This is a genomic window from Dyadobacter psychrotolerans, from assembly GCF_004349265.1.
Lineage (GTDB): Bacteria > Bacteroidota > Bacteroidia > Cytophagales > Spirosomataceae > Dyadobacter > Dyadobacter psychrotolerans.
This window is the reverse complement of the sequence record NZ_SMFL01000007.1, coordinates 187,963-210,637: the sequence shown is the minus strand read 5'-3', so window position 1 is coordinate 210,637 and position 22,675 is coordinate 187,963. Positions and strand designations below refer to the sequence as shown.

Genomic DNA, 22,675 nt, shown 5'->3' with positions numbered 1-22,675 from the left:
TTATAATTCCTGCCGCGTTTCAGCAATCGAACTGGCGAAATTAAGAATCCTTTTTGCATTTTCTGATTTGTCTTCACCAGCCAGCTCTAGTGTAAAAAGCCGGTTTACATCTCTTTTCTGCAAACTGCTCCGGTAGGTTTTATCGTAATATACCAATACCAGCCGAATAAAATCAGCCATCCGGTTTTCTCTGATCGCTGCTACCGCCTGTGTCGTCTGTACCGGCCCCAGCCGTTTGCGGATCCGCTCGGTGCAGATTACCAGAAAATCCTTATCCAGCTCTCCATAATCGACCACCAACTCACGGACACGCTGATCCGGCGCAATCTCAAGGTTAATCAGAGTGGCATTTTTCATCTGCTCCCAAAATGGTCTTGGAATTGATAATTTACCTATATTCAGATTTTCATCTTCTATCCACGTCGGGCGGGACAGATTCAGATCATTTAATTGTTCTGCCAGATTATTTTCAAATTGTTCCTGGGACGGCTGGATCATGCTATTCATCGTTCCATAGGAAGAACCCTGATGCCGGGCAAGATCTTCAAGGTCTATTACCTGTTCTCCCATTTTTCGGAGCTCATGCAGTAACTTCGTTTTTCCAGATCCTGTCATGCCACCGAGTATCCGGACCAACCGACGCTTTGCAAACAAACGGTGGGCCCATCTACGGTAACTTTTATAACCGCCTTCAATTAAATATACCTTGAAACCGTAAAGATTCAGTGCCCAGGCCATCGTCCCGCTGCGCATTCCTCCCCGCCAGCAATGAACTGCAATTTTCTTACCAGGTGCTATCACCAATGCCTGCCTGATAAAATCCGACCATTTCGGTCCTGTCAGGTCGAAACCCAGCAAAATGGCTTGCTCCCTGCCGACCTGCTTGTAAGTTGTGCCTACCAAAACCCTTTCTTCATTACTGAACAAAGGTATATTGAAGGCTCCTGGAATATGGCCATGGGCAAATTCAGCAGGTGTCCGGAGATCAACCAGGGCTATAACACCGGTTAAATCCAGAAATTCATCGATGGTTATATTTTCTATCATTGGTTCCGGCATAGAAACTGATGCCCCTGGCAATAAAACAACTTCTTATCCTTATGCATAGTTGCGTCTTTGATCAGTATCATGACAATGTAAAACATTACCGACCGGTCCGTATAAGGACTACAATAATCATGCTAAAATTATAGATTTATAAATGAAGCTTATCACTTCGGCTGTCTTACCTTTGCATTATTTCAAAATACGGAACATCAACCAAATCGCGGCCAGACTTTCACTATTGCAACTGACTTGATTAAAATTTTGCTGTGAGCTTCGCACTTAATTCAATTTATCAGCACACGGCTCTTACCCAATTTGCTCCTGTCCACTTAACCTTCTAATTTACCTGTCTTTTAAAACTACAAAACAGAAAATTTTGTGTCGTGTTGAATGGCGTTGTATGATCTTCCTTTACGCAACGAATTTTGTCAAAACCATTTTTAAGTTCGTTTGTCAAAGTTTGTTCAGTGTATTGCTTAATGTTAAGTCCGCTACACTTTGCGGGTCCATTTTCAGAAAAAGTGCCGATTGTCATAAATCCATTTACAGATTTCCTGGCTGTTTCCATATATCTTGAAACTTGTTCAGCTGTGGTCAAAAAATGAAATGTTGCTCTGTCGTGCCAAATGTCAAACGTGGTGTCTGGTTCAAATTCTGTTATATCACTAACCACCCAATTAACTTTTTCGGCCTTATCGCCCAGACGAAATCTGGCTTTTTCAAGTGCTTTTTCGGAAATATCCAAAACGGTTACGTGTTCAAAACCTTCGTCAAGCAAGTAGTCCACCAGTTTGCTGTCGCCACCACCAACGTCAATGATTTTAACATCTTTTTTCAGACCAAAAGAAGAAATGAAGTCTAGCGAAGTTCTAGGAATTTGCTGCGTCCAACTTACCTGATCTGGGTTTTTAGTTTCATAAACTTTTTCCCAGTGATTTTTTGTGTTCGGATTTTTCATTTTTTTTCTAACAGTTTACAAGATCGTCTGGTTAGATTGCTGCCAACATCCTGATCACAGACGCTTTACCTTGGTGATAATTACCTTCCTTCAGAACGATCTCTTCTTGCCGTAGGTAGGTAATGGTCAGTTCTTTAAAACCGGACTCAATCTCTTCCTTTGAAAAAAGAAAATCAATATCCTTCGGACCGCCGGACTGATAGCGCTCCTGATATTCGAGCTGTTGTTTGGAGAATCCTTCAAAGATAATTTTACCCCCGGGATTCAGCAGGGTGATCAAATATTCTGCAAACAAAGACCATTCCCGCGAGGGTAAATGGGCATAGATCAAAGCAATACAATCGTATCTTTCATTCCTGGGGACAACATCTTCGAGAACCCCTACTCTATAATCTATTGATACTTTTTTATTGCCAGCCAACAGCAGTGCTTTCTTTTTGGCAACCTCACTGGTATCAAACGCGGTGACATTCCAACCTTGCGTCGCTGCAAATACAGCATTTCTACCCTCACCTTCGGCAGGCAAAAGCAAACTTCCGGGCCTCAATATGCCCAAATTCTGCTTAAACCATAAATTTGGCATTGTTCCGTAGATATATTCGTCACTACCGTACCGTTCATCCCAAAACTGATTCATACTTTTCTATTACAGATAATAACCTATGGACAGAAATTTCAATTGCTTTCAAAATATCTGTAAAATATTCAAGGCTGCGATCAATGCTTTTTGCTGCATTTCATCATTAGAATTAACCACAGCCTTGGATTATCAATTAATCTACCTCTCCGGTTAGATGGATTTGACCGCCAAATACCAGTCTACCATCTCTAAATCAGATGACTTTCTTTCCAAAAGTGACTCAACCGTTTTTGGCGCGCCGATAATTACCTTTTCACCAGGTTTCCAGTCGAGCGGCATTGCGACCTTGTATTCATCAGAAGTCTGAAGAGCAAGCAGCGATCGTTTGATTTCTTCCATATTTCTGCCTACGTTCAAAGGGTAATACATGATCAGTCTTACTTTCCCCAATGGATCAATAATAAAGACCGCGCGCACAGCTGCCGTTTCGCTTTCACCAGGCTGCAGCATCCCATACAGCTTTGCAACTTTCATATCCAGATCAGCGATGATAGGAAATTCAAATAAAACTCCGGTTTTATCGTAAACTGCATTTACCCACGCAATGTGGGAATGAATGCTATCAATACTCAACCCCATCAATTTGGTATTGTGCTCCGCAAAAAAATCCTTCTCTTTGGCAAACCCTGTCATCTCTGTGGTACAAACCGGAGTGAAGTCTGCCGGATGCGAGAACAAGATCACCCAGCTACCTTTGTTGTAGTCAGAAAATGTTAATTTACCAGTGGTGGTAATGGATTCAAAATCTGGTGCCTGATCGCCAATACGAGGCATACGTGATTCCTTTTCGAGATTTTCCATTTGATCTAATGTTATAAAATGTCAACCGTGCCAGGCAATGATTACTGCCAGCATCAGCATGTACAAATCTCGGATATTCAAAGGGCTTGATTGGTGACAAATGTCACCGACCATAAAACAATTCGTTATTGCCTCCCTCAGACTCGAAAGTTGCGAGAATCTGAGAATCTACTGCCCTTTATTTTACAAAACCTGGTGGGTTCTAAGGATGCACCATTGCCCATCCCTGCTGTTGACGAATAATTAGCTCCCCATTACCGCTGGGAACAAAGGATATGAAATCAAAGAGCTCATCTCTGTTGATTTTGCGCTCTCTAAGCGTATTTTCGCATTCTGCCAGAATAACCCCTTTCGCCTGCAATGCCTTTAACTGCGCTTCATAAGGACCCTCTTTTTTGAAGACAGCCACGCCTCCTCCATGGACAACAAGCTCTGCTTCCAGTTTCCCTTTCAGTCGTGGATCCTCCAGTGCGTTCATCATGTTTTTCATCGTGGCTTTAATAACTTTGTCATCGTCACTATTGAGCTGGTAAACGACTTTGTACAACTTTTTATCAGCGACAGCCCCATGAAATTCTGCTGGGTTTACGGCCTTAATCTGAGCATGGACGCCAACTGAAATTAGTAAGGAGGCTGCAAATAAAACGGATGCGATCTTTTTCATTTTTGAATAATTTTAGATTGAAATATTAGTTATTTAATTGTTTTGACTGCTGCAATGGGCTTGAATGGACCATATTTATGCTGCTTTTCTGAGAATTCATCTGCGTAAGGCCCAAATGGAAAATCTATTGGTTTCTGAGAAATATTCATCCAGTCCATCGCCTGATCTTTATGGGGCCGGGGCTGAGCGTTTACAAATGCCGCCAAATCCCAGGCCTGCTCATCAGTCAGAATGGGATTTTCATGACTTGCACCAAACGGCATATTGTCCTTCACAAAACCAGCAAAGGTTGAAATTCTATATAGCCCTGCCCCATCGTTGTAACTGCTGGCGCCCCAAAGAGGCGGATAGATAAAAGACTTTCCATCCGGATTGATGATGCCTTGCCCTTTTACCCCATGGCAAACCGCACACTTTTCCTGATAAAGCATGCTACCCGTATTCGGGTTGGCCGCCCGGTCAAGATAAGCAAGTTTAGTCATTCCGGCACCTTTGGGAGCACGCCCTTTCGGTACGCCCCTCCCTACCCATTTCATATAAGCCACCATGGCCTTCATTTCCCTACCTGAGCTATCAGGCTTTTTTCCGTTCAGGCTTCTTTCAAAGCAGTCCGATATCCGCTTCACGATTGTCTCCTTACTTGCGGATCTAGCCCGGTACTTGGGATAAGTTGAGTAAACGGCCGAATAGTTATTGCCCATTGGCCTTGTCCCTGCATCCAGATGACAATTCTGGCAGTTCATCCCATTCGAAATGTGCATGACGCTGCCCTTTGGGCCCAAATACTTGGATGTGTTGGCGATCAGATCTTTACCATATAGGATCAATTTCATGTCGTTGGTATCGGATGTCTGATGAATAGCAGGCGTTTGCTGCCTTGTCAGCGTGTGCGCTTTCAGCTGATTGCCCCCAGACTTACCTGAACTAATAACGGCCGGAAACATCAGAATGAAAACGGAACTACCTAAAAAAGATATGATCAGCGTGCGGTTTATCTTATGGGCGACCGGCGATTTACTTTTTCGTAAATTATTCATAATCTACAATTTATCTAAGATATTATGGGAATCAATCGTGCCGAACTGGCTTTTCAAATTTCATCCAATCAGCTATGAAAAAAGGCGACTTTTGTCACAGAACACTAAAAAGCCAACTTACTGATCATATCCACCAGCTCAGGACTGTTATAATCCGCTGCTCCTTCCTGCCGGTAAACCATTTTCCCTTCTTTGTCCAGGATCACCGTGGTGGGAACAGCCGCCTGCATAAATACAGGCGGGATTTCACCGGCCGGGCTTATCACTTCTAAGTCGTAATGGTGCTTTTTCATAAAACTGTCCGACTTCTGATAATTCCCATCCACATCGACCATTAAAAACACAACATTTTCGTTATCCTTGAATTTGCCATACAAAACATTGATCGAGGGCATTTCGGCGATACAGGGTGGGCACCAGGTAGCCCAGAAATTAATAAATATAACTTTTCCTTTCAGGGAGGCCAGATCAACCGTTTTACCATCGCCCTTCCGGAAGTAAACATTCGGTAAAGCTTCCGCCGAAGCTTCACCGGGCTGTTTATCGATTTTGGGCTGGAACAGGCCTACCTTCATCAGCGTCTGGATTGTCCATCCCTTTACCTCAGGGCTTATGACCATGGCAGCTAAAAATACTACCATCACTGCCGTAATGATATTGGATACTGAAAACCATTTCTTTTTCATAATATAGATTTGTTTGAAAAGGTACATTAATTGACTTTAACTTTCCCGTTGTTCAGCAGCTCTTCACTCCCGTTTTTGACAACCTTATCTTTATTAGTCAATGACCCGAAAACTTCCTGAAGTGAATCTTTCCGGGTCCCTTCAGAAACATCTACTTTTTTTACGCTGTCGTTTTCAACAACAAGCACAAAGGTACCCGACTGCGCATGTACTACACTGCTGGCAGGAACCCATAAGGTTGAATCGGGCCGCCACAGGGTCATGGTCACCTGCGCATATTCTCCGCCATCGAGCGATCCATCTTGATTCTCAACATCAAACTCTGCTGTCACTGAGCGGTTCTGCTGCTCCAAAACCTGGCTTTTCCGGGATAAAACCGAATGGAATATTTTTCCCGGACGATTGGAAACAGTGAAATCGACCCGGGTATTTTCACCAAGTGACTGCGCGTGTTTTTCGGGGATCGCTACGGTTAACCTTAACTTTTTGTTCTGGGCAATCACCAGTAGCGGCATGGTATTATTTTCACCCACAAGCGCTCCAACCGATACATTCCTTTCCACAACGACCCCATCAAACGGCGAGATGATCTTTAAGTATTGTTCCAATTGACCAAAAGACCGTGCATTTGATATAGCTGACTGATAGGCAGCACTGTCGCTTCTTAATTTGCTCTTGGTCCTGTCCAGCTCAATGGCGGCTACGGATCCGTCTTTTTGGGTAGCCTTCAAAATCCTTTCATACGTCTGACGGCTCAGCTGATATTCTTCGTAAAACTTCTGCTGGTCCGATCTGGCGGACTGAAAGCGCTGTGAAACTTCGGGTGCTTCCAAAACAGCCAGCACCTGGCCCTTTCTGACAAGACTTCCGCGATCCACCGAAATAGTTTTAACAAACCCTTTTATTTTTGGAAATAAACTCACCTGTTCATACGGTTTGAGCTCGCCGGGTAGCGTCAGCTTGTAGTCGGGCTGGTCTTCTATGGGCGTGATAACCTGTACCATCGCAGGACCTTTCACTTCTGGTTTAGCCTGATTTTCGGTTTCTGGTTCACTGCCACAGCCATTTATACCCATGCTGAGCAGCGCGCCCAGAAAAAGAACCAGTGAATTTTTATTTATATGCATCATTTTGATTGGTTCATTTAGTAAGTTCAATTAATTGGGCATCCACATCATCCGGGTCCAGCGATGGACTATCCCTGCCAGCTTTGCGCATCACACTCGTAAACAGGTGCGGCATCACCAGAAGCACGGTAAGTGTTGATAGAAGCAGACCACCTATAACAGCCTGTCCCAACGGGGCTACCTGCTCGCCACCTTCTCCCATGCCGGAAGCCATTGGCACCATACCGGCAATCATGGCCAGTGTGGTCATCACAATAGGCCTCAAACGGGAAGAAGCTGCAGCAAGTCCTGCCTGCCGGGCCTGCATACCCAGGGTCAATCTGTTATATTCGGCCTGGTTGATCAAAAGGACCGCATTGGAAACCGACACACCCACCGACATAATAATGCCCATGTAAGATTGCAGATTGAGGGTGCTACCAAATAAAAGAAGCATCAGAATACTTCCGCCAATCACCGCCGGCACCACCGCAAGGATCAGCGCGGAGATTTTAAAGGACTGATAATAGGCCGTAAGCATCAGGAAAATAACAACGACCGAGACCACCAGACCCGTTTGAAGTCCTGACATCGTCTCATCCAGCAGCTGCATAAGCCCTTCGGTAGAAACGATCACGCCACGGGGTGCATCGCCAGCGTCCGCCAGCACTTTTCTGACCGCTACGGAAGCTCCCCCCAGATCTTTGTGATCTGTATTGGCCAGGATCGTCACATACCGGTTGGCTCCCTGACGGTTCACCTGCCCTGCTTGCTTTACCATTTCCAGACTGGCGACATCTTCCAGCACCGGACGCGGCTCACCTGCTTTAAGAGGTAATGACCGAAGTTTGTCCAACGAGTCCATATCCGATTCGGGAATCTGCACCTGGACCTGGAAAACAAGACCGGATTTGGGATCGACCCAAAGGTTTTTATTTGTAAAGCGGGTTGATGATGTAGCAACCGCCAGCGCCCGGGATACATCTTCCATGGTAAGACCAAACTGCGCTGCAAGCTGTCTGTTCACGTTGATTTTTACACTCGGATAGTTGACCGGTTCAGCAATGCGCACATCCCGCAAAAAAGGAATGCCATCCATCTCACGTTTCAGTTTCATCGCATACTGATTTGCTACTTTCAACTGCCCAGCCGCCACTTTGATCTGTATCGGTGTCATCGCCCCCTGGCTCATGATCTTTTCGACCAGTTCCATGGGCTCAAAATTAATTTTTAGCTCGGGCAACTGTTTTTTTACCTGATTTCTGATTTTTTCCTTCAAGCCGGCAATGGGCTCTTTAAAAATATTTTGATCGATGGAAAGCTGTAAAACGGCCTCATGCGACCCGCTTGTAAACAGGAAGATCGGATTAATGGCTGTGGCTGAAGGTTGAAGTCCTACGAAGGCAGAACTGATTTTAATGGCATTTTCGGGAAGCTCATTCTTAATGGTGCTGGTTACTTTTTTCAGGTAAGTTTCCGTATTTTCAAGCCTGCTGCCTTCGGGAGCCACAATCCGCAGCTGGATATCGCCGCTATTACTGGCTGGCAAAATATCAGTACCGACAGTCAAAAAAGATCCTGTCACCATAATGCTAACCAGAATTGCATAAACCATAATAACCGCTGTTGGTCTTTTTTGCAAGCGCCGGGTCAGCGATAAATAGTGGGTCTTAAAAGAGTCAAACCGTGCCCGCTTGGCTCCTCTTACCTTTTTATGGCTTTTTAAATTTTCCGGTTTCATTAGCCAGTTTGCCATGATCGGCACAAAGGTTTGAGAAGCCACAAAGGATGCAATCATTGCAAAAGCCACTGCAAGCGACAGCGGCATGAACATATCCTTTGGAATGCCGCTCATCATAAAAGAAGGGATCAGAACCGCCAGGATACATAAAAGGATCAGAAGCTTTGGAACCGATATTTCCAGCAGTGCATCAAGAATTGCCCTTTTCTTAGGTTTGTGCATTTCAAAATGCTGGTGAATATTTTCAATGGTTACCGTAGCTTCATCTACCAGTATTCCGATAGCCAGCGCAAGTCCGCTCAGTGTCATCACATTAATGGTCTGCCCGAGCATGTAAAGCATGATCACAGCCGAAAGGATTGCAATCGGTATGGTCATCACAACGATCAGCGAGCCGCGGGAATCACCCAGAAAAAGAAATACCATCAGTCCGGTCAGCAGCGCCCCGAGTATGCCTTCATGGATCAGATTTTCAAGCGAACGCTCGATATAACCCGACTGGTCAAAAACGTAACGAATGTCTACATCTTCCGGCAATGCCGCTTTGAGCATGGGTATGGCCGCTTTCAGGTTTTCCACCACTTTCAGCGTAGACGCATCTGCTTTTTTGATCACAGGCAAATACACTGAACGCTTTTCATTGATAATGGCATAACCCGTCGTGATGTCGGCTGCATCTTCTACGCTGGCAATATCTTTGACATACACGTTGGTGCCTGAGCCCTTACGGATTGGAATATCTAAAAATTCCTGCGGATCGTTGGCAATCGAGTTGAGCGGGCTCATCAGATTCTGTTTCCCAATCCGGATATTTCCTGCCGGCGCCGGAAAATTATTCTTTGCAATAGCTGTTGTCACCTCTTCGGCAGAAAGACCATAAGACTGCATAAGATCCGCATTGACCTTGACGACCATCGTTCTGATATTTCCTCCGAATGGCGCGGGGGCAGTTACGCCCGGAATGGAAACAAACATAGGCCTGATCTTGGTCAGAGCCATCGTTTGAAGTTCCGTGATCGATCTTTGCGGACTTTCAAAAACCAGCTGTCCGATCGGGATTGAGCTGCCATCAAAACGCACCACCTGGGGAGGGACCGCGCCCGGCGGCAGAAACCCCATCGCCCTGGATACCTGCGTGGAAACCTCACCGGAGGCCTGGGCCATATCCGTGCCCGGATAAAAAGTGAGCTTCATGAGCGTAAAACCCTGAATACTTTTAAAGTCAATATCTTTTACACCGCTGACAAAAATCAGGACTTTCTGAAACTCGTTAGCCATAAAGCCATCCATGTAGGCTGGTGACAGCCCTCCATAGGGCATAGCAATGTATATCACCGGAAGTTGCACGCTCGGGAAAATATCCACGTTGATCTTTCTTATCGCAGTGAAGGAAAAATAGGCAATACCAATAACAGCTACCATTATTGATAAAGGTCTTCGCAAAGCAAGCCTTATAAGGTTCATAGTATCTAATTAAATTGGTTTTGCAGATAGGAAAAATCTCCGGTTGCCTCTGATTCTATCAGGATCTGTTCCCATAACTGCTGATGGGCATCGATATTGGTTTTTTCAGCCTGTTGTAAAATCGACTGAATCTGTAACAGTTCTGTCAGGCTGATCAGTCCGCTTTCGTATCTTGACATATACAGATCGTAAGCAAGCCGGGCATTTTTGACCGCTGCCGTAACGTTGACAATCTGCTTCTTTTGCCCTGCGATACGTTTGGTTACCGAGCTCAGATTTGTTTCCAGATCCAGTTTCTGCATGTCATAACTTGCCTGATCAGCCCTGACTTTCTGCGCTATACGTTCCCTTTCAAGACTGCTGTTAAAGGCGCCAGTAATATTAAAAGTTACGGCAAGACCCACCAGATAATTCGCAGACCCGTTGTTATAGCCTGCCGCCAGGCGGTTGTCGACTAGCCCGTCTGGCCCAATGCCACTGCCTCTAAGGGCAAGCCCTCCAATTGCTGAAACCGTTGGAAATGCCTGGCGACCCGCTAGTGCTGCCTGGGTCTGGCCATATTCGACAGTACTTTCCAGCACCTGCAAATACGGATGATTCGCGCTAATTTGAACCTGGTCATCTCTGAAAGTCGCAGCATTTAAGTAGGGTCCATAAGCCAGCCCCTGCGCAGTATCGGCTTTCTGCGCAAGCGCTGTCAGCTCCGTTAGATCCGATCCAAGCTTTGCCGTCCACTGCTCCTGAGCAGAAAGTGTCTGCTGATACGATGAAAGCGCCAGAGAACTATCCGCCCCCGGTTTTAAGCCGGCTGCTGATAAACTTGCTGACAATTCAAAAATCTGCTTTGTCCGTGCTGCGTTTTCCAAGGCCCAGATCAAATTAACTTTACTGTTTAGTATATTCAGATACAGCTGTGTAGACCGGGCTCTGAGTTTCAGCTGCTGCGCATTCAGATCGCTTGTTGCACGCTCACCCCCCTGATCCGCGGCCTTCGTGGCCAAAGTTTTTCTGCCGAATTCAAAAAACTTCCAGTCGGCCACTACCGAACCGAAGGTATTGAAAGCTGCCTCAGGTTGTCCGGGCAGCGTGGAAGCCCTGCCATTGGTGTTGATCACGCCCGGCAATGGAAAAAAGGAGCCGCTGCTGCTCTGGTAGCTTCCCATAGAATTCTGGAGCTGCAATTGCACGGAGGGCAAAAAATTATTATTTCTGGTAAGCTGCTTTACAACCCGGGACTCTTCCAACTGCGCCTCTTTCAAATCGATCCCAGGGTAGTCCGAAAGAGTCATGTCCCAGATTTCGGAGAGTCTCAGACCGGTTTGTGCATGCAAAGAAGAACTGACAAGCACCAGTAAAAGGCCTGACAGACAAAGCTTATGCCTTATCATATTTAATCTGTTTAAAATGTAACGACAACAGGCACGGGCTTAGACAACCCGGACATGCGTATTAAAATCAGAAAAAACAAAAAGGCTCAAATCAGAAGGTATCTGTTTTTGATGTAGATAGGACTGCCGCTTGCGGCAGGTAAAACTTTAAACAGATTTGTCAAAGGGACATGGGAGTCACCTGAAAATCCGTCAAAAATCAGCAGAAATGGTAAATAGGAAAGTAAAAAAAGTGAAGCGGATGGCAGCGTGACAGTCGCTGATACCATATGTAGATCCGGATCGGAATACGCTGAGCCTTTTTGACAAGCACACGGCTCGTTTTCTAAAAGTTTTACTGAAACCGGCAACCCCTTATCAATTCTTTCCGATGTGTGCCCTGCGCCCGAATGATTTAAAAGCGCAGTACTCAGCGTTTTCTTAACCTGACAGTTAGACAACAAAAACAAAGCAAAAAACAGAAAGATAACCGCCCTGACAGGCTTGCATCCCTTTATCTCATATTTTTTGTCGTATTGTTTCACTGAAAAGATTAATAATGCAAGACGAAAAAGTATCTGATTACACCGCCCGACCGTTTGCTTTAATCTTATTAACGCAAACGATCGGGTTTTAGTGAATCAAAATAGTTTTTTTCAGAAAAAATTCCTGAAAAATATTACCGTTAATGAGCTGCCGGCTGCTGATCAAATTCGTTAATGTGCTCACCGATGTCAAATACGGGGATATGCGCTCCGACTAAAGAAGCGATTAATGAACTGCCTATCGCACTCCGGTATCCGCCTGCACAGTGCACAGCGATGGGTTTATCAAGAGGAATTTCGTCAATCCTGCTTCTTAAATCAGCCAGCGGAACCTGGATACTACTGCTGAAAATTTTATTCGCCGATACTTCCGACGCGTTCCGTATATCAACAATCGTATACAGGTCCTGGTTTTCTTTAAAATCTTCCAGATCCAAAGGCTGCATGGTCTGTTCGCCACTTTTTAATACAAAAGCTTCCCTGATCCTGGTTTCATATCCGATGGATGCTGAGCGCCCTATAAGCCTCTCCAGAGTTTCTGTATCCCGGGCAGCAAGGTAAAACTCCTCCGAGGGACCAATCACACTTCCCAGCCAGGTCTCAAACTTGGCTGCATCCATGATATTGATCGATCCGGACAGATGGCCCTTTTTAAAATCCTGCTGGTTGCGGCTGTCTACAATCCAAATACCAGTTTCCAGCTGATCAGTTTTTAAATCCGAAACCTTTACCTGAGCGGTACTATCAACAAATCCGGACGCCCCTTTTTTATTCAATTCAACATCAAAAGGAAAATAGGCTGGGATAAAAGGCTGGTCAGATGTCAGTTCCTTTACAAAAGCCTCTTCGCTCATGGGTTGAAGTGACCAGTTTTCTGCCTTTTGCTCCCCCATCGTGCTGCTGGCGGCATCACTTAAAGCCTTTCCGCATAAAGTGCCCGCTCCATGCGCCGGATACAGGATCACATCGTCAGGCAAAAGCATCAGTTTATCCCGGAGAGAATAATACATTTTGGCCGCCAGCTTTTCTCTTTGCGCGTCCATATTTCCGCCAGACTCTCTCAGATCCGGTCGGCCACAATCTCCAATGAACAGGGTGTCCCCGCTGAACAAATATTTGGGTTTACCATCATGCTCTAAAAGAACCGATATACTATCATCCGAATGGCCCGGCGTATTGATCGCTTTCAGTATAATTTTCCCAAACGCAAGTACATCCCCCTCGTCAAAAGGTGTTAGTTTATATTTAGCCTCGATTTTTTTACTCGCATAAATGGCAGCACCGGTCGTCTGAGCAATCTCCAGATGACTGCTCACAAAATCAGCATGGGAATGCGTTTCAATAACGGCGATAATCTCCGCATAATGCTCTTTTGCAAAATCATAATACGGCTCCGGGTTACGCCCCGGATCGATCAATACCACTTTTGATTCACACTCGCTCAGAATGGCATAACTGTAATGCGCCAGAAATTTATCTTCAAACTGTTGGATCTTCATAAAATACTCTTTTTTGCAATTAAGCTGTTCCTTTTAAAATTTTATTCCAGTAAAGCCATGGAAGCACTTTGGTCTTCAGAAGCCACATACTATGTCTTTCCTTAGCCTGATTAAAAGGGAAGGTTTCCATGGGATTGTTATTATAGTCGAATTCGGCCAGAACCAGCTTTCCGTAACCGGTAACAAGCGGACAAGAACCATACCCCGTATAAACCTGCCCCAACGCTTGTCCCTGCATCAGCGCAAGCAGGTTTTTGACCAGAACGGGTGCCTGCTTACGAATGGCTGCGCCGGTTTTGGAATTAGGTGTACTGCCTGCATCCCCCAGACCAAAAACGTTCCTGAAACGATTGTGCTGCAAAGTATCCTTATCCAGGTCAACCCAGCCAAGAGGGTTACCAATAACTGCCAAAGGACTGTTTTTTATGAAATCAGGTGCTGATTGCGGCGGCGTTACATGGAGCATATCAAATTTCTGGACCACCTGCCGGATTTCTCCGTCCTGATCCCTGGTTTCAAAAAAAGCCATCTGGTTGCGGCCGTCTATTTCAGTCAGGTTGTGATTAAAATGCGTGTGTATTCCGTAATTTGCCACCACCTGATTTAGCACATCAGCGTATTTTTTCACACCGAATATTACGCCACCGCCACTATAAAAGTGCACCTCAGACTTTGATAGAAGACCCTGTTTTTTAAGGTAATCCGCAGCCAGGTACATAATTTTTTGCGGAGCTCCGCCGCATTTTACCGGTGTATTGGGTGCCGTAAATATGGCCTTAACCGGGCGCTTTATACTGCGTAATGTCTGCCAGGTATAGGGCGCAGACGCAAAAGTATAATTGCTGCATACACCAAACTGACCCAGATTCTCCCTGAGCCCCTTGATTTTGCCCCAGTCCAGCTGAATACCAGGTGCTACCACCAGATAATCGTAGGTAATTCTACCACTGTCCGCACAGGTAAGTGCATTTTGGTCCGGCTCAAAAGTCACAACCCGGTCTTTGATCCAATGCGCCTTTTCGGGAATGCAATCTGCCTGATCCCTGACCGTCTTTTTTATATCATAAGCGCCTCCACCCACAAGCGTCCACGCAGGCTGGTAATAATGTTTATCGGACGGTTCAATGATACCGATATCGAGCTTACTGTCATGGTTCAATAACCGGGCTGCAACTGAAATCCCCCCGTTGCCACCACCAACAACCAAAATCTGAAAGTGATTTTTCATCATATTAATCGTTTGATTTGTTGGTGTGAAGACCGAATGTTCTATATAACGGGCAAAAACCAATAAAGCTCGTGAGGATAAAAATGCCGGTCACAACCAGCAGAACCACCGCTACGGTACCAGAAATGATATGGGTGAAATAAAGAATCAAAATAGCGACTGCAATCAGTATGCGGAAAACCCGGTCAAATACTCCCATGTTCGTTTTCATTGTCGTTGGATTAGTTTATACTCCAAATCTACCAACGGTCTGATCGCTCAACAGTGACTTATGTCACATAAGCCAATATAAATTTTTTTAAGTATAATACGATAAAAACCAGATCTCACTATGCTGTTTTTAGTGTGGAAGCCATGTTTTAACAATTCCATAGGCATAAGTTCCGCCAAGGGCTCCTGCAATAACAATGAGCATCGGCCAATAACCGTAACCCAGATTGACAAACATCGGTCCCGGGCATGCCCCTGTCAACGCCCAGCCCAATCCGAATATCGATCCGCCAATCAAATAACGCGACCAGTTTTTGTCTTTATCCTTAAATTCTATCGGTTCCCCACTGAAATCTTTGATGTTGAATTTTTTGATCAGAAATACAAAAATGGCCCCTAGTACGACTGCCGTTCCAATGATCCCATACATCTGAAAGGATTGGAACCTGAACATTTCCTGAATACGGTACCAGGAAACAGCCTCAGATTTGGCCATGATCACCCCGAATAGAATACCAGTCAAAATAAATTTTAAACCTTTCATAATCTTAGAAAATTAATGGGAACAGAAAATACGTCATCACGAGGCCTCCGATGAAAAAACCAATCACAGCAACAAGGGAAGGAACCTGTAAATTGGAAAGCCCGCTGATGGCGTGTCCGGATGTACAGCCCCCGGCATACCGTGAGCCGAAACCTACGAGCGCGCCTCCGGTCAATAGGATGAAAAATCCTTTTGGAGATGTGGCGAAATCCTTGCCAAAGAGCTGGGAGGGATTAAGTCCGCCATCAAAGTGTATCCCCAGCCCTTTCAGATCATTAATCGTAGAGGCCGACAATTGCATCGGATCGGGGGTGCTTAACCATTGGGAAACAATGTAGCCCCCGATAACCGACCCCACTAAAAATAACAGGTTCCATATTTCTTTGCGCCAGTTAAAATCAAAAAATTTGACTTTCTGTCCCGCTCCGGAAATGGAACAGATCGTTCTCAGATTAGAAGAAAACCCAAAGGATTTTCCAAAGTATAAAAGCATGGCCATGATCAGACTGATGGCAAAGCCAGAGATATACCACGGCCAGGGTTGTCTTAACAATTCTAACATATTGTTTTTGTTTTTTTAAAATTGGTTATAAAAATGGAAAAAAGCGGTAGGTACCGCTGCTGTACCGGCTGTAATCATCATAAAAAGCCATCAGCATTCTCTCTTCATATTTTGATTTAAAGTAAAAAAGCAGCCAAAGAAACAGGGCAATGATTACTTTAATTGTATCAGCGGTATGAAGTCCATACCCGGCGGCGGCCAGAATGATCCCTGAATAAATCGGGTGGCGTATGTACCGGTATAATCCGGAGGTGATAAGTTGCCCGTTTTTTACAGGAGACGGAAAAGGGGTCAGGCTACTTCTGATCTGATATACCGATATGAGTATTACAATCAGACCTGCCAGCGCCAGTAGTCCTCCTGCAATTTCGCCAACCCTGTTCACTGAAAATGTCAGCACAGAAGGCATAAAAGCGTACAAACAAAACAAGTTGAACGCTGACAAAGACCATATCTTTTATTTTTCTCATTTGAATGCCGGTTACAGCGCTATGATCTCATGTGTAATAATATAGATTCCCATCACCAGTATGAACCATCCGAACCCTTTTTTCAGCTGATCTGAATTGATATACTTACTTATCATGCCACCAAACAGGATGCCAGCGATGGCAATTCCAGTGATTCTCAGAAGAAACGGCCAGTCAATTTCAAAATGCCCGATATCTCCTGCAAAGCCGATTAAGGAATTTAATGCAATGATCAGAAGTGAGGTACCCACTGCCTTTTTCATGGGCATCCCCAAAAGCAGGACAAGTGTAGGGATCAATAAAAAACCGCCACCCGCACCAAGAAGACCTGTCGTCAACCCGATTCCGACACCAAATACAAAAAGTCTGATATAGTTATCGCCTGCTTTATCCGGGCGCTGTGTTTTCTGTACCTCGCTGCTGATCATGCCAAAAGAGGCTCCCATCATCAATAATGCAAACAGGATCATCGTTAAGATCGGCTCAGTTACCTGAAAATCGCCAATTTTAAACAGCTGTTTTGGAATCAACGGGATCAGAAACTTTCTTGTCACAAACACAGTCGTTATGGAGGATGCGCCAAATAAAAGTGCGGTCCGCACACTTACAGCCCCCTTTTTATAACTATTGAATGCACCTATCAGACTCGTTGAACCTACGATAAATAACGAATAAGACGTCGACAAAAGTGGCGAGATCCCAAATAAGTACACCAGTACCGGTACAGTCAAAATTGACCCTCCCCCGCCGATCAGGCCCAGTGAAATTCCAATAAGTACCGACGCTACGTAAGCTAAAATTTCCATATTAATATTTTAATCATGCAAAGCAAGGACTTTCACTGCTTCGATAAGGTGACTTTTGTCACATAGGCCATTTATTATAGCCGGCGCGCCAGAACATGGATAAAACAAAATATCCGAAGGCGACAAAAGTGCTCTCCGGATATCTCGAATAAAATATAAAACCAACCTCTAATGTTCTTCTTTCGTCACAAAATTAGTAATCAACGGCTCCTGTGTGCTGATCAACTCGTTTTCATGAGGAAAGTTTGAACCTGGCGTCTGAGAGTAAGGGATGTTTTGCGGGATAAAATCCTGCTCGGCGCCAGGCTTACTATAATCGTACGGCCAACGGTAAACAAAGGGAATTTTTCCAGGCCAGTTTCCATGACCTGGCAACAATGGCGTAGTCCACTCCAATGTATTCGAGTTCCATGGGTTTAGCGATGCCTTCTTTCCCAGGAAGATGCTTTTGATAAAATTGAACAGAAAAATAAACTGTGCTATAAAAGTCAGAATGGCGGCCACACTGATAAAGGCATTCATATCAACAAATTTCGTCGTGAAATCATAGCTGGTAAATGCATAATAACGGCGCGGAAATCCGGCTATGCCCAAATAATGCATCGGAATAAAAGTCATGTAGACACCAACAAAAGTAATCCAGAAATGAATCTGGCCCAGTGTTCTGTTCATCATCCGGCCAAACATCTTTGGAAACCAGTGATAGATACCTGCCATCATGCCAAAGAAAGACGCAGACCCCATGATCAGGTGAAAATGAGCTACAACAAAATAAGTATCGTGCAGCTGTATGTCCAGTGCCGAGTTTCCAAGTATTGCACCTGTGACACCTCCCGAAAACAGGAATGATACCATGCCTATGGAAAATAACATCGCTGGCGTAAAAATAATATTCCCACGCCACAGCGTCGTAATGTAATTGAATCCCTTCACTGCGGACGGGACCGCGATGATAAGTGTCAGAAACATGAATACGGATCCAAGAAATGGGTTCATCCCGGTTACAAACATATGGTGAGCCCAGACAATAAACGATAAAAACATGATGGCCATCATCGAGGCGATCATCGCCCTGTACCCAAAAATCGGCTTTCGCGAATTGGTCGCAATGATATCAGACGTAAGCCCAAGTGCAGGCAGAAAAATAATATAAACCTCGGGATGACCAAGAAACCAGAACAAATGCTGATACAATATCGGAGATCCTCCCACATTAGGTAATGCTTGTCCATTGATATATATGTCCGAAAGAAAAAAACTTGTCCCAAAACTTCGGTCCATGAAAAGAAGTAAAAACGCAGATAACAAAACAGGAAAGGACATCAATCCTATAACAGCCGTAATTAAAAAAGACCATATTGTCAGCGGTAACCGATTAAAAGACATTCCCCTTGTTCTCAGATTTATGACGGTCGTAATATAATTTATGGATCCCAAAAGAGTTGAAATCACAAAGAGAGCGAACGATAGAAGATAAAGAGACATCCCCATGCCTGAGCCTGAAATGGCCTGCGGCATCGCGCTTAAAGGTGGGTAAACCGTCCACCCTCCCATAGCGGGACCTGTCTGAAGAAAAAAAGAAGAAAATAAGACAACGCTGGCCGCAAAGAAAAACCAGTAGGAAAGCATGTTCATAAACCCGGAAGCCATGTCGCGTGCTCCGATTTGCAGCGGGATAAGAAGATTACTGAATGTCCCGCTCAACCCTGCCGTCAGAACGAAAAACATCATAATAGCTCCATGCATTGTTACCAGTCCCAAATACATAGAGGGATCAAGTTTCCCGCCGTCGCTAATCCATTTCCCTAAAACTGGTCTTAGCCACCCCAGATTCATTGTAGGAAAACCTAACTGGAGTCTGATGACCATAGAAGCAGCGCCTCCAATCAGTGCCCAGAAAATTCCGGAAAAAAGGAACTGCTTGGCAATGACCTTATGGTCTGTGCTGAAAATATATTTCGTCCAAAAGCTCTGGCTATGTTCGGTTTGGTGATCTGTTATCTGAGCACTTACGGGAATGTTGTCTGGATTCTCCATTTTTTGACTTATCGGTTAAAGAGAGGTCAAAATTACCTGGCAGAGTACCGTGATCATATAGTAAAATCAGGGCATCATCGGGACAGATCAACGATATCATGAAATTTGTTTGAACTCAGAAGGAGACATACCAAACTGCTTTTTGAAAAAACGGTTAAAATAAGACGGGTCTTCAAAATTAAGCGCTGTGGCAACTTCTTTAATTGCTACTCCGGTATGAACCAGTAAGCGCTGCGCTTCCATTCCTATTCTTTCATAAATCAGCTGGCTTGCGGTTTTACCCAAGACGCTCTTGCAAAGGAAATTAAGATGGTTTGGCGAAACACTCAAAAGTCCAGCATAGTACATTACCTCTTTATGACTTCGATAATGCCGATCAATTTCCTGTTCGTAACGCTGCACAAGCGCATGCCCCGGGAGGTATGTATGATCCGAAAATTGTCTAAGATAGATACGGTCTGCCTTTTCCAACAGTATGTTAAGGAAAGATAAAATAACCTGATTTCTACGCGCCTGATGGTTTTCAAATTCACTGTAAGCCTGGTGAAACAATAGTGAAATTAATTCCGCCTCATCTTCCAGCTCTATAAGCGGAGACCGGCCCTTTGAATTAAAAAAAGAATAGGTATAAAGGCGCTCAGGATACTGATTGGTAAGAAAATTACTTTCAAAAAAGAGGCTGTATCCTGCAATGTCATCACTCAGTTCCCAGCTATGGACCTGGCCCGGACTCAGAAAATATACCTGACCTTTTTCAATATCATAGCTATGAAGATCGATATGGTGCTTACCAGAACCATTCAGGACAATCATCAGCATATAAAAAGAATGGGAATGTGCCCGATCAACACCTTTTACGCTTTTTGACAATTCTTCAAGCTTAATCATATAAAATGGCTCGTTCTCCCGGCAGGCAGGATACATGCCAAGACAAAATACCGGTAACTTATTTTTTGATTTTTCCATATCCTAACATAAGATGTAGCTTGTGGCCCGTATCTGTGAGATTGCAAATTATAGTATCCGGGATGTAATTGTTCGTGACTTTTGTCACATTGAATGCTAGTTACAAGGCTCATTATCCATAAATACATCCTCCTTAAAATGATGAATGTGCACATAGCGTTATTTGAGCATCACCTGCCGATAAACGGCAAGGTTCGTTTGGGGTAAAGAATTTCTTCCCTACGTGACAATTATCACTGACGGAGCTCTGACTTCTTGCGAAATTTGTATTGTTCATTTAGAAAATCAAAATCAAAAAGGCTATGCGAATCGAACAAATTTATACAGGCTGCCTTGCACAAGGCGCATATTATATTGAAAGCAATGGAGAGGCAGTCGTGATTGACCCGCTTCGCGAAGTAGAACCTTATATTACCCGTGCCGAAAAAGATGGGGCCCGGATCAAGTATGTGCTTGAAACGCACTTCCATGCTGATTTTGTTTCTGGTCACATTGATCTGGCAGAGAAAACCGGTGCAGAGATTGTATTTGGACCAACTGCTAAACCAGCTTTTGCAGCCCATGTGGCTCAGGATGGCGAAATATTGAAAGTTGGTAATATTACGCTAAAAGTTCTGCATACTCCCGGTCACACGATGGAAAGCACCTGTTTTTTGCTCACTGATGAAAACGGAAAAGATACAGCCATTTTCACAGGTGATACTTTATTTATAGGAGATGTAGGACGCCCGGATCTGGCACAAAAAGTAGTGGCAGAGCTAACCCAGGACAAATTAGCCCGGCATTTATTTACTTCCCTGCGGACCAAAATCATGCCTCTTCACGACGATATCATTGTATATCCTGCGCATGGCGCCGGTAGTGCATGTGGTAAAAATATGAGCAAAGAAACAACCGATACACTGGGCAACCAAAAGTTGTTTAATTATGCTTTACGTGCTGATATGACTGAACAGGAGTTTGTAAAAGAAATAACCGATGGGCTGATGCCGCCGCCTGCGTATTTCCCGGAAAACGTAATGATGAACATCCGGGGATATGACAGTATTGACACAGTACTCGAACGCGGAAACCATGCGCTTGATCCCCATGCCTTTGAAGCAGCGGCCAACGAAACTGATGCAGTTATGCTTGATACCCGCGAAGCGCGGATGTTCGCCCAGGGTTTTATCCCAAATTCAATTAATATCGGCATTGACGGAAATTTTGCTCCCTGGGTTGGTGCGATGATTCCTGATATCAAACAGAAAATACTGGTAATCACCGACGAAGGCCGGGAAGAAGAGGTCGTCACCAGATTGGCTCGCGTTGGGTATGATTACACGATCGGGCATCTGAAAGGTGGTTTTGAAGCCTGGAAAAATGCGGGGAAGGAAATCGATCAGATCGAGTCCGTCACTGCCACTGAAATGGCGGAGCGGATAAAAAATAACCCTTCCCTGACTGTGCTTGATGTACGTAAGGCAAGTGAGCATTTTTCTGAGCATGTAGTCGGCTCGGAAAATATACCATTGGATTATCTGAATGATCACTTCACGGAGATCAGCAAATACAAAACCTACCTGGTTCACTGTGCAGGAGGCTACCGGTCAATGATATTCAATTCCATTCTCAAATCCAGAGGATACGACAATCTGATTGATGTGCAGGGAGGTTTTAAAGCCATTAAAGACTCCGGTCTTGTGCAGGTAAGCGAGTACGTGTGTCCAAGTACCATGTTGTAAAAAAATCTTTATTGAAATCATTAAACCCGGTTGTCATGAAGTCGAACTTAGGAAGTACGGATAAAATAGTACGTGTGTTATTGGCGGTAGGTGCTGCGGTGCTATATTTTACAGGTGTAACATCCGGCATAATGGGAATCGCACTGATTGCAGTCGGGGCAGTGTTGCTTTTGACTTCATTGATAAATTATTGTCCGCTTTACACTATTCTGGGTATATCTACAAAAAGAAAAAAATAACTTATGGGAATCCTGTCATCATTATTCGGATTAAAAGATACAGACTTCAAGACGCTGATGGAGCAAGGCGCTGTCGTAGTTGACGTCCGCTCCCCACAGGAGTTTGCCAGCGGGCATATCACGGGAAGTACCAATATTCCGCTGGATCAGATCGGAGCAAAAGCAGATATGCTGCTCAAAAAAGGAAAGCCGGTGATCACCTGCTGCCGCAGTGGCGCAAGAAGCGGCATGGCCGTGGGCATACTGAAATCCGCCGGTGTCGATGCACACAATGGCGGAGCATGGGACAGTCTCAAACAGAAAATCTAAACAGCAAAGTATGTGATAACGAAAT

Annotated in this window: 23 protein-coding genes; 3 read left to right on the top strand and 20 right to left on the bottom strand. The window is 44.7% G+C overall.

Annotation, left to right across the window (positions count from 1 at the left end):
- The 20 genes from mnmH to E0F88_RS19770 form a co-directional block, all read right to left on the bottom strand.
- Positions 1-1,047, bottom strand: a complete 1,047-nt coding sequence (gene mnmH / locus E0F88_RS19865; RefSeq protein WP_131960024.1) for a tRNA 2-selenouridine(34) synthase MnmH — start codon at positions 1,045-1,047, stop codon at positions 1-3.
- A gap of 337 nt (positions 1,048-1,384) precedes the next feature.
- Entirely contained in the window at positions 1,385-2,005 is a 621-nt protein-coding gene (locus tag E0F88_RS19860) for a class I SAM-dependent methyltransferase (RefSeq protein WP_131960023.1), read from the bottom strand.
- Between the two features lie 31 nt (positions 2,006-2,036).
- Positions 2,037-2,642: a class I SAM-dependent methyltransferase gene (locus E0F88_RS19855; RefSeq protein ID WP_131960022.1), complete on the bottom strand. Its 606-nt coding sequence runs from the start codon at positions 2,640-2,642 to the stop codon at positions 2,037-2,039.
- Between the two features lie 153 nt (positions 2,643-2,795).
- Positions 2,796-3,446 carry a peroxiredoxin gene (locus tag E0F88_RS19850; protein ID WP_165940115.1) on the bottom strand — a complete coding sequence of 217 codons (651 nt, stop codon included), beginning with the start codon at positions 3,444-3,446 and terminating at the stop codon, positions 2,796-2,798.
- Between the two features lie 202 nt (positions 3,447-3,648).
- Positions 3,649-4,110: a DsrE family protein gene (locus E0F88_RS19845; protein ID WP_131960021.1), complete on the bottom strand. Its 462-nt coding sequence runs from the start codon at positions 4,108-4,110 to the stop codon at positions 3,649-3,651.
- 29 nt (positions 4,111-4,139) lie between these two features.
- Complete coding sequence (locus E0F88_RS19840; protein WP_229213835.1) at positions 4,140-5,147, bottom strand: c-type cytochrome; 1,008 nt, start codon at positions 5,145-5,147, stop codon at positions 4,140-4,142.
- A gap of 104 nt (positions 5,148-5,251) precedes the next feature.
- The gene (locus tag E0F88_RS19835; RefSeq protein WP_220466350.1) at positions 5,252-5,833 is read right to left on the bottom strand and encodes a TlpA family protein disulfide reductase; all 582 of its coding nucleotides are present in this window, start codon (positions 5,831-5,833) and stop codon (positions 5,252-5,254) included.
- A gap of 26 nt (positions 5,834-5,859) precedes the next feature.
- Positions 5,860-6,963: an efflux RND transporter periplasmic adaptor subunit gene (locus E0F88_RS19830; RefSeq protein ID WP_131960020.1), complete on the bottom strand. Its 1,104-nt coding sequence runs from the start codon at positions 6,961-6,963 to the stop codon at positions 5,860-5,862.
- A gap of 10 nt (positions 6,964-6,973) precedes the next feature.
- Positions 6,974-10,144 carry an efflux RND transporter permease subunit gene (locus tag E0F88_RS19825; protein ID WP_131960019.1) on the bottom strand — a complete coding sequence of 1,057 codons (3,171 nt, stop codon included), beginning with the start codon at positions 10,142-10,144 and terminating at the stop codon, positions 6,974-6,976.
- A 5-nt stretch (positions 10,145-10,149) separates the two neighbouring features.
- On the bottom strand, positions 10,150-11,532 hold the full coding sequence (locus E0F88_RS19820; protein ID WP_131960018.1) for a TolC family protein: 1,383 nt from the start codon (positions 11,530-11,532) through the stop codon (positions 10,150-10,152).
- 86 nt (positions 11,533-11,618) lie between these two features.
- Complete coding sequence (locus E0F88_RS19815) at positions 11,619-12,056, bottom strand: hypothetical protein (RefSeq protein WP_131960017.1); 438 nt, start codon at positions 12,054-12,056, stop codon at positions 11,619-11,621.
- A 140-nt stretch (positions 12,057-12,196) separates the two neighbouring features.
- Positions 12,197-13,555 carry an MBL fold metallo-hydrolase gene (locus tag E0F88_RS19810; RefSeq protein ID WP_131960016.1) on the bottom strand — a complete coding sequence of 453 codons (1,359 nt, stop codon included), beginning with the start codon at positions 13,553-13,555 and terminating at the stop codon, positions 12,197-12,199.
- 19 nt (positions 13,556-13,574) lie between these two features.
- The gene (locus tag E0F88_RS19805; protein WP_310589727.1) at positions 13,575-14,786 is read right to left on the bottom strand and encodes an NAD(P)/FAD-dependent oxidoreductase; all 1,212 of its coding nucleotides are present in this window, start codon (positions 14,784-14,786) and stop codon (positions 13,575-13,577) included.
- A gap of 1 nt (position 14,787) precedes the next feature.
- Positions 14,788-14,994: a YgaP family membrane protein gene (locus E0F88_RS19800; protein WP_131960015.1), complete on the bottom strand. Its 207-nt coding sequence runs from the start codon at positions 14,992-14,994 to the stop codon at positions 14,788-14,790.
- A 129-nt stretch (positions 14,995-15,123) separates the two neighbouring features.
- Positions 15,124-15,537 carry a DUF6691 family protein gene (locus E0F88_RS19795; RefSeq protein ID WP_131960014.1) on the bottom strand — a complete coding sequence of 138 codons (414 nt, stop codon included), beginning with the start codon at positions 15,535-15,537 and terminating at the stop codon, positions 15,124-15,126.
- Positions 15,538-15,541: 4 nt separating this feature from the next.
- A complete protein-coding gene (locus tag E0F88_RS19790; protein ID WP_131960013.1) occupies positions 15,542-16,099 on the bottom strand; it encodes a YeeE/YedE family protein in 558 nt (185 codons plus the stop codon).
- A gap of 25 nt (positions 16,100-16,124) precedes the next feature.
- A complete protein-coding gene (locus tag E0F88_RS19785) occupies positions 16,125-16,544 on the bottom strand; it encodes a methyltransferase family protein (RefSeq protein WP_165940114.1) in 420 nt (139 codons plus the stop codon).
- Positions 16,545-16,580: 36 nt separating this feature from the next.
- Positions 16,581-17,375 (bottom strand): sulfite exporter TauE/SafE family protein, encoded by a 795-nt coding sequence (locus E0F88_RS19780; protein WP_131960011.1) that lies wholly within the window; start codon positions 17,373-17,375, stop codon positions 16,581-16,583.
- Positions 17,376-17,543: 168 nt separating this feature from the next.
- Positions 17,544-19,412, bottom strand: a complete 1,869-nt coding sequence (locus tag E0F88_RS19775; RefSeq protein ID WP_131960010.1) for a cytochrome c oxidase subunit I — start codon at positions 19,410-19,412, stop codon at positions 17,544-17,546.
- A gap of 96 nt (positions 19,413-19,508) precedes the next feature.
- Positions 19,509-20,378 (bottom strand): AraC family transcriptional regulator, encoded by an 870-nt coding sequence (locus tag E0F88_RS19770; protein ID WP_131960009.1) that lies wholly within the window; start codon positions 20,376-20,378, stop codon positions 19,509-19,511.
- A gap of 302 nt (positions 20,379-20,680) precedes the next feature.
- Between E0F88_RS19770 and E0F88_RS19765 the strand changes: the two genes are divergently transcribed.
- Genes E0F88_RS19765 through E0F88_RS19755 form a run of 3 tightly spaced genes read left to right on the top strand, consistent with a single transcriptional unit; the run spans position 20,681 to position 22,650 of the window.
- Positions 20,681-22,102 (top strand): MBL fold metallo-hydrolase, encoded by a 1,422-nt coding sequence (locus tag E0F88_RS19765; RefSeq protein WP_131960008.1) that lies wholly within the window; start codon positions 20,681-20,683, stop codon positions 22,100-22,102.
- A gap of 35 nt (positions 22,103-22,137) precedes the next feature.
- Positions 22,138-22,341, top strand: coding sequence for a YgaP family membrane protein (locus E0F88_RS19760; RefSeq protein WP_131960007.1), 204 nt, complete (start codon positions 22,138-22,140; stop codon positions 22,339-22,341).
- 3 nt (positions 22,342-22,344) lie between these two features.
- Complete coding sequence (locus tag E0F88_RS19755) at positions 22,345-22,650, top strand: rhodanese-like domain-containing protein (RefSeq protein ID WP_131960006.1); 306 nt, start codon at positions 22,345-22,347, stop codon at positions 22,648-22,650.
- The last annotated feature ends 25 nt before the right edge of the window (positions 22,651-22,675 follow it).